This window comes from Ruegeria sp. K5 (assembly GCF_056531805.1).
Map to the genome: position 1 here is coordinate 83674 of NZ_JBQFML010000004.1, position 15460 is coordinate 99133.

Consider the following 15460-nt stretch of genomic DNA (forward strand, 5'->3'; position numbering starts at 1 on the left):
GGATCAGAAGCCCAGATGATACCGCAAGAGCAGGGTGTTCACGCCCGGGTTCGGGTCCTGCGTGCTGGCGTTCGACTTGTGGGTGATCGCAACCGAGATCTTATCGCCGCCATTCAGCGTATAGCCGAGGCCCAGAAGGCTGCGGATCTGGAAACTGCCGCCCAGATCATTCTCATCGCTGCCTTCATTGTAGTATCCCGGCATCACGCTGCCTTCGACAAACCAACGGTCGTTGAGGCTGTATACCCCAATCAGACCGGCGCCGAGATGGGCGCCGCCATCGGCGTCAACTGACAGGGCCGCACCCCAACCGGCGCTGAACCGGGTCGCCTGGTGAAAGGGTTGATGCTGGTATTCCAGCGAAACAAGGGCCTGATCATCGGCAGCATCATCGGAAAAATCCGCGTATCCGGCACCAAAAATCAAGGATTGAGCCTGGGCTGCTGCAGGAAGGGCAAGCGCCAAAGCAGAGGCGAAAAGGAACTTCTTCATAACCGTATTTCTAAGGCTGTTACATCGTTACGCGCTAAGTGGTTATCGTAAGATGTAAATTTCAATTCGCGCAAGAACACGATTTAGGAACAGTTTCGTGATGTGGCCATTTGGGCTCGGTCCGTTTCGCGTCACGCTACTGCTTGCGCATTCCACCGCAGGTGCATAGAAGACGCCGTCACATCGCTTTCAGGAGGCCGCAATGGGCTTTAAAATGGGAATCGTGGGTCTGCCGAATGTGGGCAAGTCGACCCTCTTCAACGCGCTGACCAAGACCGCGGCCGCGCAGGCGGCGAATTTCCCGTTCTGCACCATTGAACCCAATGTGGGGGATGTGGCGGTTCCTGACGACCGGCTGGACAAGCTGGCGGCGATTGCCTCATCGAAGCAGATCATCCCGACCCGGATGACGTTCGTGGACATTGCCGGTCTGGTCAAAGGGGCCTCGAAGGGCGAGGGGCTGGGCAACCAGTTTCTGGCCAATATTCGCGAGACCGATGCCATTGCCCATGTGCTGCGTTGTTTCGAAGATGGCGATGTGACCCATGTGGATGGCCGCGTTGATCCGGTAGCCGATGCCGATACCATCGAGACCGAGCTTATGCTGGCCGATCTGGAAAGCATCGAAAAGCGCCGTGCCAATCTGGTGCGCAAGCTGAAAGGTAACGACAAAGAAGCGCAGCAGCAGGAGCGTCTGCTGGCCGAGGCGCAGGCCATGCTGGAAAACGGCAAACCCGCGCGTCTGGTCGAAGTCTCCGACGAGGACGCCAAAGCGTGGAAAATGCTGCAGCTGCTGACCACCAAGCCCGTGCTCTATGTCTGCAACGTGTCCGAGGAAGAAGCCGCCGAGGGCAATGAGTATTCGGCCCGCGTGGCCGAAATGGCCGCCGCGCAGGGCAATTCTCACGTCATAATCAGCGCCAAGATCGAAGAAGAGATCAGCCTGCTGGAAGAGGACGAAGCGCAGATGTTCCTTGAGGAGATGGGCCTGGAAGAACCCGGCCTCGACCGCCTGATCCGGGCCGGTTACGACCTGCTCAAGCTTGAGACCTATTTCACCGTCGGCCCGAAAGAGGCCCGCGCCTGGACCATCCGCACCGGCACCGCCGCGCCGCAGGCCGCTGGTGTAATCCACGGGGATTTCGAAAAGGGTTTCATTCGGGCCGAGACCATCGCCTATGACGACTACATCGCTGCGAATGGCGAGCAGGGCGCGAAAGAGGCAGGCAAGATGCGGGCCGAGGGCAAGGGCTACATCGTCAAGGACGGCGATGTGATGCACTTTTTGTTTAATACCTGAACCGGAACTGGTTAGGTCGCCTGCGACGTGCCTTATTTTGGTTAAGTCACCAGTAGAGCAAGGCTTGCAACGCATAGGCGTCGCGTCGGCCGAGCTTGGTGACAAAATGATCCGTCGCTGGCCGCGTAAGGCCGGGCGGGGATCGTTCTACTAATTAGATTTTTGCCGGTTGCCTGCTTGGTGATCGACTGATCTTTTTTAAGAGCGGCTTCTTAGTTCGTCGAATTGATGAATCAAGAACTCCTGTTCCCGCGCACGCGAAACAACCTTTACTCCGATCAGTCCGTGAACCAAGCCGGCAGCGCCTGAGAGGAATGCGGACAAGCAAATCCAAACTACCGTTGGTCGCATGTTCAGTATTCCTGCTAGCGGCAGAAACGTCAGGTTTCCAAACCAAAACGACGTTATCAACAGCAATGCGAAACCGGCAGTCAAAATCAGGACGACTTCTGAACTGACATTTCGCCGTGCACGCTTAATTATTTTTCGGCGCGCGGCCAAGGTTAGTTGGCCGGGATCAAAATCAAGCATTGTGTATTAGGACTCTCACTGTAATCACAAACGTATTCAGCTCTGTCATTCATTCCACCTTACCTTATGAAACCACTATATTTTATTAAAGCGGTAAGTGCAGGCTGGATCCTGTCGACCGCGCGCTCTCCCTTTTTGAATATGCTAAGGACAAGCAGAATGTGGTTATTGAGTTCTTGTTCGTGCACAAAGGCGTGCGCCCCACTTCGGTATCGTGTAAAACCCGGTGGCCTTGTATCAGAGACATCTCCAAATGATCGAAATCCGCGACCTCCAACTCCTCAGCGCCCTTGCACGGCATCGCCATTTTGCCAAAGCGGCCGAGGAATGCGGGATTTCGCAGCCCGCCTTTTCGATGCGCATTCGCAACCTCGAAGATCGGTTGGGTGTGTCCATCGTCCGCCGTGCCAACCGGTTTCAGGGATTGACCGAAGAGGGCGAGATGATTGTCCAGCGGGCGCGGCGCATTCTGGACGACACCAAGGCATTGGAACAGCAGGTGCTGGCGGCCAAGGGTGAGATCACCGGGACGCTGATCCTCGGCGTGATTCCGACCGCGATTGCCTTTACCGGGCGTCTGGTCAAGCGGTTGCGGGACGCTCATCCCCGAATTGTAACCCGGATCGAGACCATGTCCGCGACCGCGATCCAGCACCGGCTGGACGAGGGTAGTCTGGATGCGGGCATCACCTATGGCGACAGCATCGGCACCGATCTGCGGCAGGTGCAACCCTTGTATGAAGAGACCTATGTGCTGCTGGTTCCGACCCATATGACGGATGAAACCGGCCCTATTCCGTGGGCGCGTGTGGCCGAATTCCCGCTCAGCCTGCTGGAACCGCAGATGCAGAACCGGCGCATCCTTGATCGGATTTTCGCCGAACAGGGCCTGCACCCGGATGTGGTGGCCGAGACCAGCGGCTTCACCGCCTCGATGGTCATGGCGCGTGAGGGGTTGGCGGCCACCGTTGTCCCCCGCGTTCTGGTGCGGGCGCTGGGCGATCTGAGGGGGACGCGGGTGCTGCCTCTGGTCGATCCGATTGTCAGCAAACCAATATGTCTGGCGACCCTGACCCGCGACCCGGAGCTGCCCACGGTCGAGGCCCTGCGCGCTGTGGTGACGTCTTTGCGGTGATAAGCTGTCGTTATCGTGCGATTGCGACAAGCGATTTGACGATATGCTGGTCTGATGAGACACGGGCCTTAATCGGAGGGCATCATGGCACCATTAGACACCAAGCCATCAGGCGCACCCAAGGGCGTCTGGAAGTCAGGTAAAGGCAAGGGGCGGCACACGCCCAAAGGCCGTCAGTTCACGGATGAGGCGCAGGCGGAAATCACACGCCTGCTGGGCGACCGCCCGCGCCGCCGTGACCTGCTGATCGAGTTCCTGCATCTGATTCAGGATGCGCATGGCCACATCAGCGCCGACCATATCGCCGCGCTGGCGGTCGAGATGCGGATCGGTCAGGCCGAGATTTACGAAACCGCCACCTTCTACGCCCATTTCGATGTGGTGAAAGAGGGCGAGACGCCGCCGCCCGCGCTGACCATCCGGGTCTGCGATTCTCTGTCCTGCGAAATGGCCGGTGCCCAGCAGTTGCAGAAGGCGCTGGAGGATGGGCTGGACGCGTCGCAGATCCGCGTGGTGCGCGCGCCCTGCATGGGCCGCTGCGACACGGCTCCGGTTTTGGAGATCGGTCACAACCATATCGACCACGCGACCCCAGAAAAGGTGCAGGCGGCGATTGCGGCAGGTGATACGCATGCGCATCTGCCCGACTACGAAACCTTTGCCGCCTACGCCGAAAACGGCGGCTACGCCAAGCTGGCAGAGCTGCGCGACAGCGGCGATTGGGAGAAGGTGCAAGAGGACGTTCTGGCCTCGGGCCTGCGCGGTCTGGGCGGCGCTGGCTTCCCGTCCGGCAAGAAATGGGGTTTCGTTCGGATGAACGAAGGCCCGCGTTATCTGGCCGTCAATGGCGATGAAGGCGAACCGGGCACCTTTAAAGACCGTTACTATCTGGAACGCACGCCGCATGTCTTCCTCGAAGGGATGCTGATCGCCGCGTGGGCGGTCGAGGCCGAGACCTGCTTTATCTACATGCGCGACGAATACCCGGCGGTGCTAGAAATTCTCGCGACCGAGATCGCCGCGTTGGAAGACGCGGGGATTGTCGAGAAAGGCTATATCGATCTGCGCCGCGGTGCCGGTGCCTATATCTGCGGTGAAGAATCCGCGATGATTGAGTCGATTGAGGGCAAGAAGGGCTTGCCGCGTCATCGTCCTCCGTTTGTGGCGCAGGTTGGGGTCTTTAACCGTCCGACCTTGGTGCACAACGTTGAGACGCTGTATTGGGTCACCAAAGTCTGCCGCGAAGGTCCGGAATGCCTCAACAGCACAGAAAAGAATGGTCGTAAGGGCCTCCGCAGCTATTCGGTCTCGGGCCGGGTGGCGCGGCCGGGGGTCTACCTGCTGCCTGCGGGCTCGACCATTCTGGACGTGATCGAGGCTGCCGGTGGCATGGCCGAAGGGCAGACCTTCAAGGCGTATCAGCCGGGTGGGCCGTCCTCGGGCCTGTTGCCCGCATCGATGGATGATATCCCGCTGGATTTCGACACGCTGCAACCGCATGGCACCTTTATCGGGTCGGCCGCCGTGGTGGTCCTGTCCGATCAGGACACCGCCCGCGATGCGGCGCTGAACATGCTGCGCTTCTTCGAAGATGAAAGCTGCGGCCAGTGCACGCCCTGCCGGGCGGGCTGTGAAAAGGCAGTGAAGCTGATGCAGGCGGACAAGTGGGATCAGGACCTGCTGGAGGATCTGTGTCAGGTCATGGGCGACGCCTCGATCTGCGGTCTGGGGCAGGCGGCCCCGAACCCGATCCGCCTTGTCATGAAACATTTCGCTGATGAAATCTGAGGGGAGACAGAGCCATGCTTGATGCAAGCCCAAACAAGACCGTCACCTTCAACCTGAACGGCGAAGACGTCACCGTGCCCGAAGGCTGGACCATCTGGGAAGCCGCCAAGGGGCAGGGGTTCACCATTCCGCACCTGTGCCACAAGCCGCAGCCGGGCTATCGCCCCGACGGCAACTGCCGCGCCTGTATGGTCGAGGTCGAAGGCGAGCGCACGTTGGTCGCCTCGTGCATCCGTCCGGCGGTGGACGGCATGGTCGTGAAAACCGACAGCGACCGCGCCGAGAAATCGCGCGCCATGGTCATGGAACTGCTGGTCGCCGACCAGCCCGAAGAGGCGCATGACACCTCAAGCCATTTCTGGGATATGGCCAAGCTGAACGATGTTTCAGACAGCCGTTTCCCGGCAAAAGAGGCCGAGAAAATCCCGCTGCTGGACGACAGCCACGTTGCAATGCGCGTCAATCTGGACGCCTGCATCAACTGCAACCTCTGCGTCCGTGCCTGCCGGGAAGTGCAGGTGAATGACGTGATTGGCATGGCCGGTCGCGGGCATACGGCGCAGGTGGTGTTCGACCAGAACGATCCGATGGGGGATTCGACCTGTGTGGCCTGTGGCGAATGCGTTCAGGCCTGCCCGACCGGCGCCCTGATGCCTGCCACCGTGCTGGACGATCAGCAAAAGGGCGACAGCAAGGATTACGATTCCGAGACCGAAAGCGTCTGCCCGTTCTGCGGCGTTGGCTGCAAGGTCTCGCTGAAGGTCAAGGACGGTAAGGTCAAATATGTCGAAGGGATCAACGGCCCCGCGAACGAAGGCCGTCTGTGCGTCAAAGGCCGGTTTGGGTTCGACTATATCCACCACCCGCACCGCCTGACCAAACCGCTGATCCGGCGCGAGGATGCGCCTGAAAAGGGGCTGAACGTCGATCCCGGCAATCTGGGCACCCATTTCCGCGAAGCGACCTGGGAAGAGGCGATGGATCTGGCGGCCTCGAAGCTGAAAGCCCTGCGTAACGAAGACCCGCGCAGCGTTGCGGGCTTTGGTTCGGCTAAATGCACCAATGAAGAGGCGTATCTGTTCCAGAAGTTCATCCGTCAGGGCTTCAAGCACAACAACGTCGACCACTGCACCCGTCTGTGCCACGCGTCGTCCGTTGCGGCTCTGATCGAGAACGTGGGTTCCGGCGCTGTGACCGCGACCTTCAACGAGATCGAAAACGCGGATGTGGCGATCATCATCGGGGCGAACCCGATTGAAAACCACCCCGTTGCCGCGACCTATTTCAAGCAGTTCACCAAGCGCGGCGGCAAGCTGATCGTGATGGACCCACGCGGTGTCGGCATGCGCAAGTTTGCGGATGAGATGCTGCAATTCCGTCCGGGGGCGGATGTCTCGATGCTGAACGCGATCATGAACGTGATCGTCGAAGAGGAGCTCTACGACAGCCAGTACATCCACCGCTGGACCGAGAACTGGGAGGCCGAGAAAGAACATCTGCGCCAGTTCACGCCCGAGGCGATGGCCCCGATCTGCGGCATCGAACCGGATCAGTTGCGCCGCGTGGCGCGCACCTTTGCGCAGGCCAAAGCTGGTCTGATCTTCTGGGGTATGGGCGTCAGCCAGCACATTCACGGCACCGATAACTCGCGCTGCCTGATCAGTCTTGCGTTGATGACCGGCAATGTCGGCAAACCCGGCGCGGGTCTGCATCCGCTGCGGGGGCAGAACAACGTGCAGGGGGCCTCGGACGCTGGCCTGATCCCGATGTTCCTACCGGATTATCAGTCGGTGATGGATGACGGCGTTCGCGCCAAGTTCAACAACGTCTGGAACTCGGATGACTTTTCGAACGAGAAGGGCCTGACCGTTACCGAGATCATTGATCAAGCCTATGCGGGCAACATCAAGGGTATGTACATCATGGGCGAAAACCCGGCCATGTCCGACCCGGATGTGAACCACGCGCGCGATGCGCTGGCCAAGCTGGATCTGATGATCGTGCAGGACATTTTCCTGACCGAAACGGCGAACTATGCCGATATCATCCTGCCCGCCTCGGCGCTGTATGAAAAGAACGGCACGGTGTCGAACACCAACCGTCAGGTGCAGCGGGTGCGGCCCGCCGTGACCCCTCCGGGCGAAGCGCGCGAGGATTGGAAGATCACGGTAGAACTGGCGCAGCGGATTGGGTTGAACTGGGATTACACCGATGTGTCTCAGGTCTTTGCCGAGATGAAGCTTACCATGGCCTCGCTGGACAACATCACGTGGGAGCGGCTTGAGACCGAAACCATCACCTACCCGTCGCTGTCAGAGACCGATCCGGGGCAGGCGATTGTGTTCGGCGATGGCTTCCCCCGTGCCGATGGCAGGGCGCGGTTCACCCCGGCCAGTGTCATCCCGCCGGATGAAGCGCCGGATGACGAATACCCGATGATCGCCACCACGGGCCGTCAGTTGGAGCATTGGCATACGGGGTCGATGACCCGCCGTGCCACCGTTCTGGACGCCGTGGAACCGGAAGCGAACTGTTCGATGAACCCGCGTCAGCTAAAGCTGATGGGGATCGAGCCGGGCGAAACGATCCGCCTGACCACGCGCCGTGGTTCGATTGAGATCATGGTGCGGGCCGACCGGGCGATTGCCGAAGATATGGTGTTCATCCCGTTTGCCTATGTCGAGGCGGCGGCGAATATCCTGACCAACTCGGCCATCGACCCTTACGGTAAAATCCCCGAGTTCAAGTTCTCGGCCATTCGCGTCGAAAAGATCGAAGACGCTATCGCGGCGGAATAGGCAGGAAAGCCATCTGAAACGACCAAGGTCGGCCCAAGCAAGAGCCGACCTTGTTTGCACTGTTTTTGTTCCCCACGACCGGAAAGAATTAGCCCGAGACCAGAACCTTGCCTTTCTGGGGTTTTGGCATCTTGCCTTTTGCCTGCTGCACGACATGAGTGATTTCATGGGCAATCAACTTGTTGTTCTTTGAATCCGTACCCTTGCCAAAGTAAATGTCGTTTCCGTTGGTGAAGGCCTTTGCCTTTAGCTCTTTGCAGATATCGGCGGCGTTCCCGCCGATGTGAACGCGGACCTTGGACAGGTCGGCACCCAACGCGCCTTCCAACCCGTCGCGCAGTTTCTTTTCCAGCTTGGTTGCCTTGGTCCCGGACACTTCGGTTCCGATCGCCTTTACTTTCGCCTTTTTGTTTTTCAATGCCCCGACGATTTTCTCGGCTTCTTCCGCTTTCATAAATGGCTCTCCGTATTGATTTCGAAGCCTTTTTTGCGCCGACCCGGTTCTGGGTTCAGTGACACGTTTCACATATAGAAATCAGATTTTTTACTTTTGGAGAAAGGATTGAAATTTACCCCACGTAGGTAGCGCAGCGTTGCGGTCACGCACTTCCATACTGGACAGACGGGACGTTTGTCGGCCACATATTCTGACCCAGCGGAGACGACTTCAGATGACCAATAGCCCCCTGTCCGGATATGACGGACCTTACCCGGCCCCTGTGGAAATCCGGGGCTTTGACTTGAAACCGGAATGGATCGACTATAACGGCCATATGAATGTGGGCTATTACGGCGTCGCCTTCGATAATGCCTTCGAGGTTCTGCTGGTCGAGCATCTGGGGCTTGGTGAACCTCAGGTACAGGCCTACGGGCAGGGGCCGTACATTCTGCAGGCCCATCTGCATTTTTTGCGTGAGGTGATCGCTGGCGCGCCGTTCTACTTTCGGTTCCGATTGCTGGACGTCGATCACAAGCGCGGCCACTATTTCGCTCAGATGATCTCAGAGGAAGACAACGCCGTCTGCGCGACGCAAGAGGCGCTGTTCATGAATGTCAGCCATCAGACCGGGCGGTCGGTTGCTTATCCGGACTGGGCCATTGCGCGCCTGGCGCGGATGGTTGAGGATCACAAAACCTTGGAGAGCGCCCCTCAGATCGGTCGCTCAATCGGTATTCGCCGTTAGTAATCGCGTTCGAAGAACAGGCCTATGCCGGTTTCGCCGCGGCCATCGACCGTGCCCCGGACCGTAAAGTTATCATTCACGTCCAGGTTCAGGTTCACCTCGGTATCGCCCTCGGTGTTGACGGTGAAGTCCGTGTAGAGGTTGTCGCTGAGATACGCGCCCGCGCCCAGACGACCTGCGCCGCCCTCGGTCGCGCCGATATCGATGGTGTCGACGCCGGTAGAGTCGCGCAGCCCTTTGGTGGCGTCGCCGCCCGCACCGCTGAGCTGTGCCAGCGACGCGGCCATTTGCGCGATGATAAACGGCGAGAGTTCCGAGAACCGGTTGCCGAACAACAACATGGCCAGCGCTTCTTCGGCGGGGCGTTCGGGGTCCGAGAATACATCGACTTCCGGGGAATCCAGCGGTCCGGCGATTTCAATCGTGGCGGTTCCATCCGAGGTGCTGGCAGACGATTCGAACTCGATATACGGGGTCAGATCGCCTTGCAGTGTCACGATCCCCTTGGTCAGGGCCAGCCTGCGGCCCAGAATATCGAAATTACCCCGGATCAATTCAATCTGGCCCGAGGGGACAACGGATCGTGTCGTGCCTCCGATGAAAATCCGCCCACCCAGTTCCGCGTTCACGCCGCGCCCGCGCACAAAGACGGCTTTGGGGGCCAGCAGACTGATATCCAGCGCAATGCGCGAGTCGCTTTGGGCGGCTTCCTCTTTCACCACCAATTGCGCCCGTTCGCGGGTGACATATTGCGCGCGGCTTTCGCCGATATGCGTAATCTCGGGGATCGGTGCCGCGCCCACGGCACCCGAGGCGGCGGCGAGGTTGATATTGGTTTCCTCAAACGTGATCTGACCGGACAGGGAACTGTTTCCGGCCAAAGCCCCCGCCATGACGATCTGACCGTTGAGCGTTGTCTCATACAGCAGTTGATCGGTCAGCACGAGGCTGTTCAATGCGGTGGTGATCTGGGCGTTGAACGGCGGCGTCAGATCGACCGGGCCAGACACGGTAAACCCGCCACCGGCGCGCATGCCGCCATTCATTGAGATGGTGGCGCGGCTTTGCGCCAGATCAACCGACCCGCTGATCCCGGTCACCGTCTGTCCCGCAGTTGGAATCGCAAAGGACGTTCCGGATGTGGTGATAGACCCGCTTAGGGACTCAAGCGCCGGTGCGCCCTTCAGCGCCAGATCGAACCGGGCCGCACCTTCGATCTTGTTCGGTGTGATGAAGATATTGGCGATGCCAAGGTTTACGCCGCCCTGTGCCCTCAGGTCAGCCGTGCCGGCGGTTTCGTCGAACGTCCCCGCCACGGTGCTGTTGATCCCGGCAGGTCCTTCAGCCTTGGCATCAATGGTCCAGACCCCGTCTGACCGCTTTGCATTACCGGTTGCCGCGACGGTGCCGGGGAAATCCGGCACAAACCGCTCGATCCGGTTGAGCTTGGCGTCAAAGTCCAGATCGGCTGAGCCATCGGTATCGACCGTTCCGACAAGGCTGGCGTAAGAGCTGTCGGGGCCCTGCAGATTGGCCGTGCCTTCCAGCCCCGATCCGGTTGGCGCAACATTGCCGTCCAGTTTCAGGGGTCCGGTGAGTGTTTCCGACAACCGCCCCAAGTCGTCGAGGGCGGCGGTAAAGTTCAGCCCCCCGGTCTCGCGGCTCAACTGACCCGAAGCATTGGCGGAAAGGGCTGTTCCTTTCAGGCGGAAGGTGCGGATGTTCAACCCGTTCTCATCGTTCAGGGCATCCACGGTCAGGGTCGTGCGCCCCTGTAGCAGCGCATCCACCTGCTCGATCCCCGCGCGGATGTCATCTGCCTTGACGCTGCCGTTCACATCGAAGGCTTTGCTGCCCACTGCGCCCTTGCCTTGAAGCTGCGCCTCGACCGATCCCGCCAGATCGCGGTTTGCAAGGCCCGAGAACAAGGACAGGTTGGGAACATCCAAACTGGCCGTACCATCAACCGCAATATCTCCGGTGGGATCATCAATCGTAGCCGCGATCTGGGCTGTCACGGCGTTTCCGTTGACCTTGGCCTCGCGGATCGTGATCTGATCCTTAGACACGGCCCCGTCAAACTCGACCGAAGTTTGCCCTGTCAGAAGCGGATCGATATCCGCCATCCCGGTTTTGATGTCCCGGCTTGTCATGCTGGCCTTGCCATCAAACCGAGGCGTTTTAACGGCCCCGCTCCCTTGGACACTGGCGTTGACCGACCCCGCCAGATCGCGGCCCGCAATTCCCGAGAACAGCGACAGGTCGGGAATAGACGCACTGGTTGCGCCATCGAAAGCAATGTCGCCGGTTGGATCGTCAATCGTCGCCGCGATTTGGGCCGTCACGGCATTCCCATTGATCGTTGCCTCGCGGATCGTGATCTGATCTTGCGACAACGCCCCTTCGAATTCGACAATGGTTTCGCCTTTCAGAAGGGGGTCAATCTCGGTCATCCCGGTTTTGATGTCGCGTGCCGTAACACTGGCTGTGCCGTCGAATTCAAGGGTCTGAACCGTTCCGGCCCCTTGCAGGCTGGCCTGAACCGAGCCGCCAAGTTCGCGTTTCGCCAGACCGGAAAAAACTGACAGATCGCGCGCGGACAGTTTGGCCTGACCGTCGATTGACAGGTTGCCATCAGGGGTTGTGACCGTCCCGCTTGCCTGCGCCCGTGCCGCATCCGCAATCAAGGTGAAGTCGCGCAGGGTGATTCCATCGGCTCCGCGCTTGGCATCGACTGTGATTGTCGTCTCGCCCCGGATCACCGGATCGATGTCGTCGCGCCCGGTGGACAGATCGCTGCCCTTGACCTCTAGCTTGCCATCAAAGCTGCCCTCAAGCGGTGAGCCTTTGCCCACCAGCCGGGCTGAGGCCTGCCCGCCCAACTGCAACTGCGCGAGATCAGAGAACCGGGACAGATCGGTTGCGTCCAGCGTGGCCGAGCCATCCACGGCCAGCCCGCTGGTCAAACCGCTGATCAGCGCATCGACGCCCAGCGTATAGTCCGAGCCCACCAGCTCGAACCCCGACAGGTCAAGCGACTGATCGCTGCCATAGTCGAACACTCCGTCCAGCGTGATCCGATCCCCCAGCGCCGTGTTCAGCGCAGGGTCTGCCAGATCCAGCCCGTCCAGCGCCGCCTGCACGTCGCCATCGACATTGACGATGGCGCCCTGTTCCAGCGTGCCCTGCGCGGTGATCTGCGCCCGGTCCAGACTGATCTGAGGCGATTTGAATGCGTTGGCCGTCAGACTCAGGTCCCACAGATTGCCATTCGCCTGATCGAACAGGGCCGAGATTTGAGCGGCTTCAATCGAAGTTTCGCCGCCCGAGGCTGGCAAGACAACAGTTTCCCCATTGGGCGGTGATATGCGCCCCTGCAATGCGGCCAGTTGCAAGGTCCCACCCGCCGCCAATTGCAATTCGCCTTCCAGATTCAGGGCTTGGGACGTGAAATCCAGATCACTGATCTGCAACGCGCCTTCGGGCTGTGTTTTGCCGTCGACAAACAGGCGCGTGTCCTGACCAAAGAATACGTCCATGTCGTCGGCGACAAAGGGGGTCAGATCACCGCTTAGGTCTGCAGTGAAGGCAATCCCGTCTTCGGCCGTTTCATCCTCGGTCGCTGCCGAACGCAACCTGACCTGACCGGCCACCCGTTGCTGGTTGTCGCTGCTCAGTCCGATATCGGCGGTGAAATCGGTCAGCGGCCCTGATCCCTTGGCGGTCAGTCCAATGGGCGGGCTATCGGGGATTTTCAACGCCGTCGAGATCAACCCGCCCGAGGCTTCGGTCACGTTCAGATCCAGATCGATCTGACTGTTCGAGTTCTGGAACCCTGCCGCCAGCGTGATCTCATCCCCTGCACGGTCCAGCCTTGTAATGTCCAGATTTGTGTCCAGTGTACCGTCCGCCAATGAAAGGTCGCCGGTGACGGTCAGTTCTGCGGCCACGCCGATCAAGGGCTCACCCAAGGCCAATTCATCGATCCGGATCTCGCCGATTTCGATTGAGACCGGCAGTTCCGGCAATTGAAACGGCTGGGTTTCTGCTGACGGGGGTGGGGCCTCGGTCGTTGTAGTGCCCGGAGCGCGGGCCACGTCGATCTCTTGCGCGGTCAGGGCGTTGACTGAAAACCGGCCCCGGATCAGGGCAAGACGGTTCCAGTCCAGTTCCGCCCCTTTGATCGTCAGCCAGACGCCTTCGTCATCGGCCACCGTGATCTCTTCTATCGTTGCGCGTGAACTCAGCGCGCCTTCCAAGCCTTTTACAGTGACGTTCTGATCGTCTCCCGACAGCGTGTCCTGCAGGAACCGCTCGATCATGCTGCCGCCTTCGTCCTGTGCGTATGCCGCAACCGGCGCGCAGGTCAGTGTGACGACCAGAACGGGGTATGAAAGACGCTGTATCAAAAGGCCTGTCCGATCCCGATATAGAATTGCAACCCATCGCCCGTGTCGCCCTGAACAGGCACTGCGAGGTCAAAGCGCAGCGGACCAAAACCGCCCAGATCATATCTGACCCCAAGCCCAGCCCCGGCATGATCCTCGGCCCCGGTGCCGACGAATGAGGACGTGTCTACGATACCGTAGTCATAAAACCCGACCAGCGACAGGGTGTCGGTGATCTTGCCGCGCACCTCGCCCGAAAAGCCCAGGAACGATTTGCCGCCCGCAACGCCGGTGCCGACCGGAATGCCAAGGCTTTCAAACGGTTGCCCGCGCACCGTCCCGGCCCCGCCTGAGAAGAACAGAAAATCCGGCGTCACCCCATCCGGTGGTGGCCCGATGACCGAGCCCAGCTGGACCCGCCCCGCCAGAACCAGCCTGCCACCGGTTCCAAGGCTGGTATAGGCGCGACCGTCAAAGAACAGCCGGATGCCGGTATCCGTACCCGAAAGCCCAACAAACGGCATGACCTGCGAATCCAGATAGAACCCGTTTGTCGCGCTGACTTTGCTGTCGCGCTGATCCCATTCGGATCGGAATGGCAGGATAAAATACCGGAACTTGCGCCCGTCACCATAGGCATCGTCTGCGTTTGACCACTGAAAGCCCGCCGACGCTTCGGCGTATAGCTGATCCGAGAAGGTGCGCCGCGCACCATAGGCCAGCGAGGCGACGGTCACGTTGTAATTGTCGGTGTTTCGACGTTCCAGCAGCGCGCTCCAGAAGGTGTTGTCGTCGGGGCCCAGCCGGTCGGGTTGATCCAGTCGCAGGCCAATGCGTCCATCCAGATCCTCGGCCCCGCCGATATTGCGCAGGGCGGCCTCGAACCGCAGACGCTCGGCCCGGCGAAAGACATTGCGGTGGGTCCAGGTGGCGGTGACGTCGACACCATCGCGGGATGCAAGCTCGACACCAAAGGTCAGACGGCGTTTGGGCAGGTCTTCGAAGGTCGCGTCGAAATCCAGCGTACCATCGGGGTTTGGCGTCTCACGCTCTAGCAGGGACACCACGTTGAAGGTTCCGGTGCGGCGCAAGCGGGTGCCGACTTTCTGGATTTTGGCGGGCGAATAGACCTCGCCGCTGGGAAAGCCTGCGATCTTTTCAATCGACCGGTGACGAACGTCGGTGTCGCCCTTGATGAACATCTGGCCAAAAGTCAGTCGCCTGTCCGGGTCCAGATCAATCTCGGCGTCCAGCCGCGCCTGGGCATGGCGCGCGATCACCCGTTGCCCGGCCACACTTGCCTTGGCGTGGCCCGCATCGCGCCACGCCTGAACACCGGCCGAGGCCGCCTGTTGGATCGCGCCCGTGGTGGCCAGCTTGCCGGTTGCAAACTCCTCGGGCAGCACCGTGTCAGGGGCCAGAGGTTGCACAACTGCCGTGCCGAATTTGAAGGTCGGGCCGGTTTCCACTGTGATAACCGCGCGGTTGATCTGATTGGGAACGGTGAGCGAGCTCATCTCGGCCGCTTCCTGCCCGTCCAGTTTGATACTAACGACCGGGCTGAAATACCCCTCGTCATACAGGATCTGTACCAGCGTCCGGTAATCCGACAGGGCGGCAGACAGAATTTCCAGCGGCGTGTCCAGCCCGCGATCTTCGGCGGTGGCGACGGAAGAGGTTTCTTTCAGGCGCTCGACAACTTCCTTGGGGGCTCCGGGGGCGGTCAGTGTGGTTTCCAACGCAACCAGCGTTGTTGGCGCAAGGGCGGCGACAGCGCCCAATAGCCAGCATCTCAGACCGCGTCGCGGCTTGCTTCCCTGCATCAGTTGGCTCCAACTGCCCCC

Annotated in this window: 9 protein-coding genes; 5 read left to right on the forward strand and 4 right to left on the reverse strand. The window is 60.1% G+C overall.

Annotation, left to right across the window (positions count from 1 at the left end):
* Window positions 1-3: 3 nt before the first annotated feature.
* Complete coding sequence (locus tag ACR0MO_RS13050) at window positions 4-492, reverse strand: acyloxyacyl hydrolase (RefSeq protein ID WP_170454392.1); 489 nt, start codon at window positions 490-492, stop codon at window positions 4-6.
* A 202-nt stretch (window positions 493-694) separates the two neighbouring features.
* On the opposite strand from ACR0MO_RS13050, the gene ychF reads away from it, so the two are divergent.
* From ychF to fdhF, 4 genes are all read left to right on the forward strand, one after another.
* Window positions 695-1792 (forward strand): redox-regulated ATPase YchF, encoded by a 1098-nt coding sequence (ychF, locus tag ACR0MO_RS13055; RefSeq protein ID WP_170454390.1) that lies wholly within the window; start codon window positions 695-697, stop codon window positions 1790-1792.
* Window positions 1793-2576: 784 nt separating this feature from the next.
* Window positions 2577-3458 carry a LysR family transcriptional regulator gene (locus ACR0MO_RS13060; RefSeq protein WP_170454387.1) on the forward strand — a complete coding sequence of 294 codons (882 nt, stop codon included), beginning with the start codon at window positions 2577-2579 and terminating at the stop codon, window positions 3456-3458.
* A gap of 84 nt (window positions 3459-3542) precedes the next feature.
* Window positions 3543-5246: an NAD(P)H-dependent oxidoreductase subunit E gene (locus tag ACR0MO_RS13065; protein WP_480891642.1), complete on the forward strand. Its 1704-nt coding sequence runs from the start codon at window positions 3543-3545 to the stop codon at window positions 5244-5246.
* Between the two features lie 14 nt (window positions 5247-5260).
* Window positions 5261-8044 carry a formate dehydrogenase subunit alpha gene (fdhF, locus tag ACR0MO_RS13070; RefSeq protein ID WP_480781452.1) on the forward strand — a complete coding sequence of 928 codons (2784 nt, stop codon included), beginning with the start codon at window positions 5261-5263 and terminating at the stop codon, window positions 8042-8044.
* An 88-nt stretch (window positions 8045-8132) separates the two neighbouring features.
* Here fdhF and ACR0MO_RS13075 read toward each other — a convergent pair whose 3' ends face one another.
* Window positions 8133-8498, reverse strand: a complete 366-nt coding sequence (locus tag ACR0MO_RS13075; RefSeq protein ID WP_480891644.1) for an eCIS core domain-containing protein — start codon at window positions 8496-8498, stop codon at window positions 8133-8135.
* 217 nt (window positions 8499-8715) lie between these two features.
* On the opposite strand from ACR0MO_RS13075, the gene ACR0MO_RS13080 reads away from it, so the two are divergent.
* A complete protein-coding gene (locus tag ACR0MO_RS13080) occupies window positions 8716-9228 on the forward strand; it encodes a thioesterase family protein (protein ID WP_480891646.1) in 513 nt (170 codons plus the stop codon).
* On the opposite strand, the gene ACR0MO_RS13085 is transcribed toward ACR0MO_RS13080, so the two are convergent.
* Window positions 9225-13637, reverse strand: coding sequence for a translocation/assembly module TamB domain-containing protein (locus ACR0MO_RS13085; protein WP_480891648.1), 4413 nt, complete (start codon window positions 13635-13637; stop codon window positions 9225-9227). The genes ACR0MO_RS13080 and ACR0MO_RS13085 overlap by 4 nt on opposite strands.
* Complete coding sequence (locus ACR0MO_RS13090) at window positions 13634-15439, reverse strand: autotransporter assembly complex protein TamA (protein ID WP_480891650.1); 1806 nt, start codon at window positions 15437-15439, stop codon at window positions 13634-13636. Before ACR0MO_RS13090 ends, ACR0MO_RS13085 begins: the two co-directional genes overlap by 4 nt.
* Between the last annotated feature and the right edge of the window lie 21 nt (window positions 15440-15460).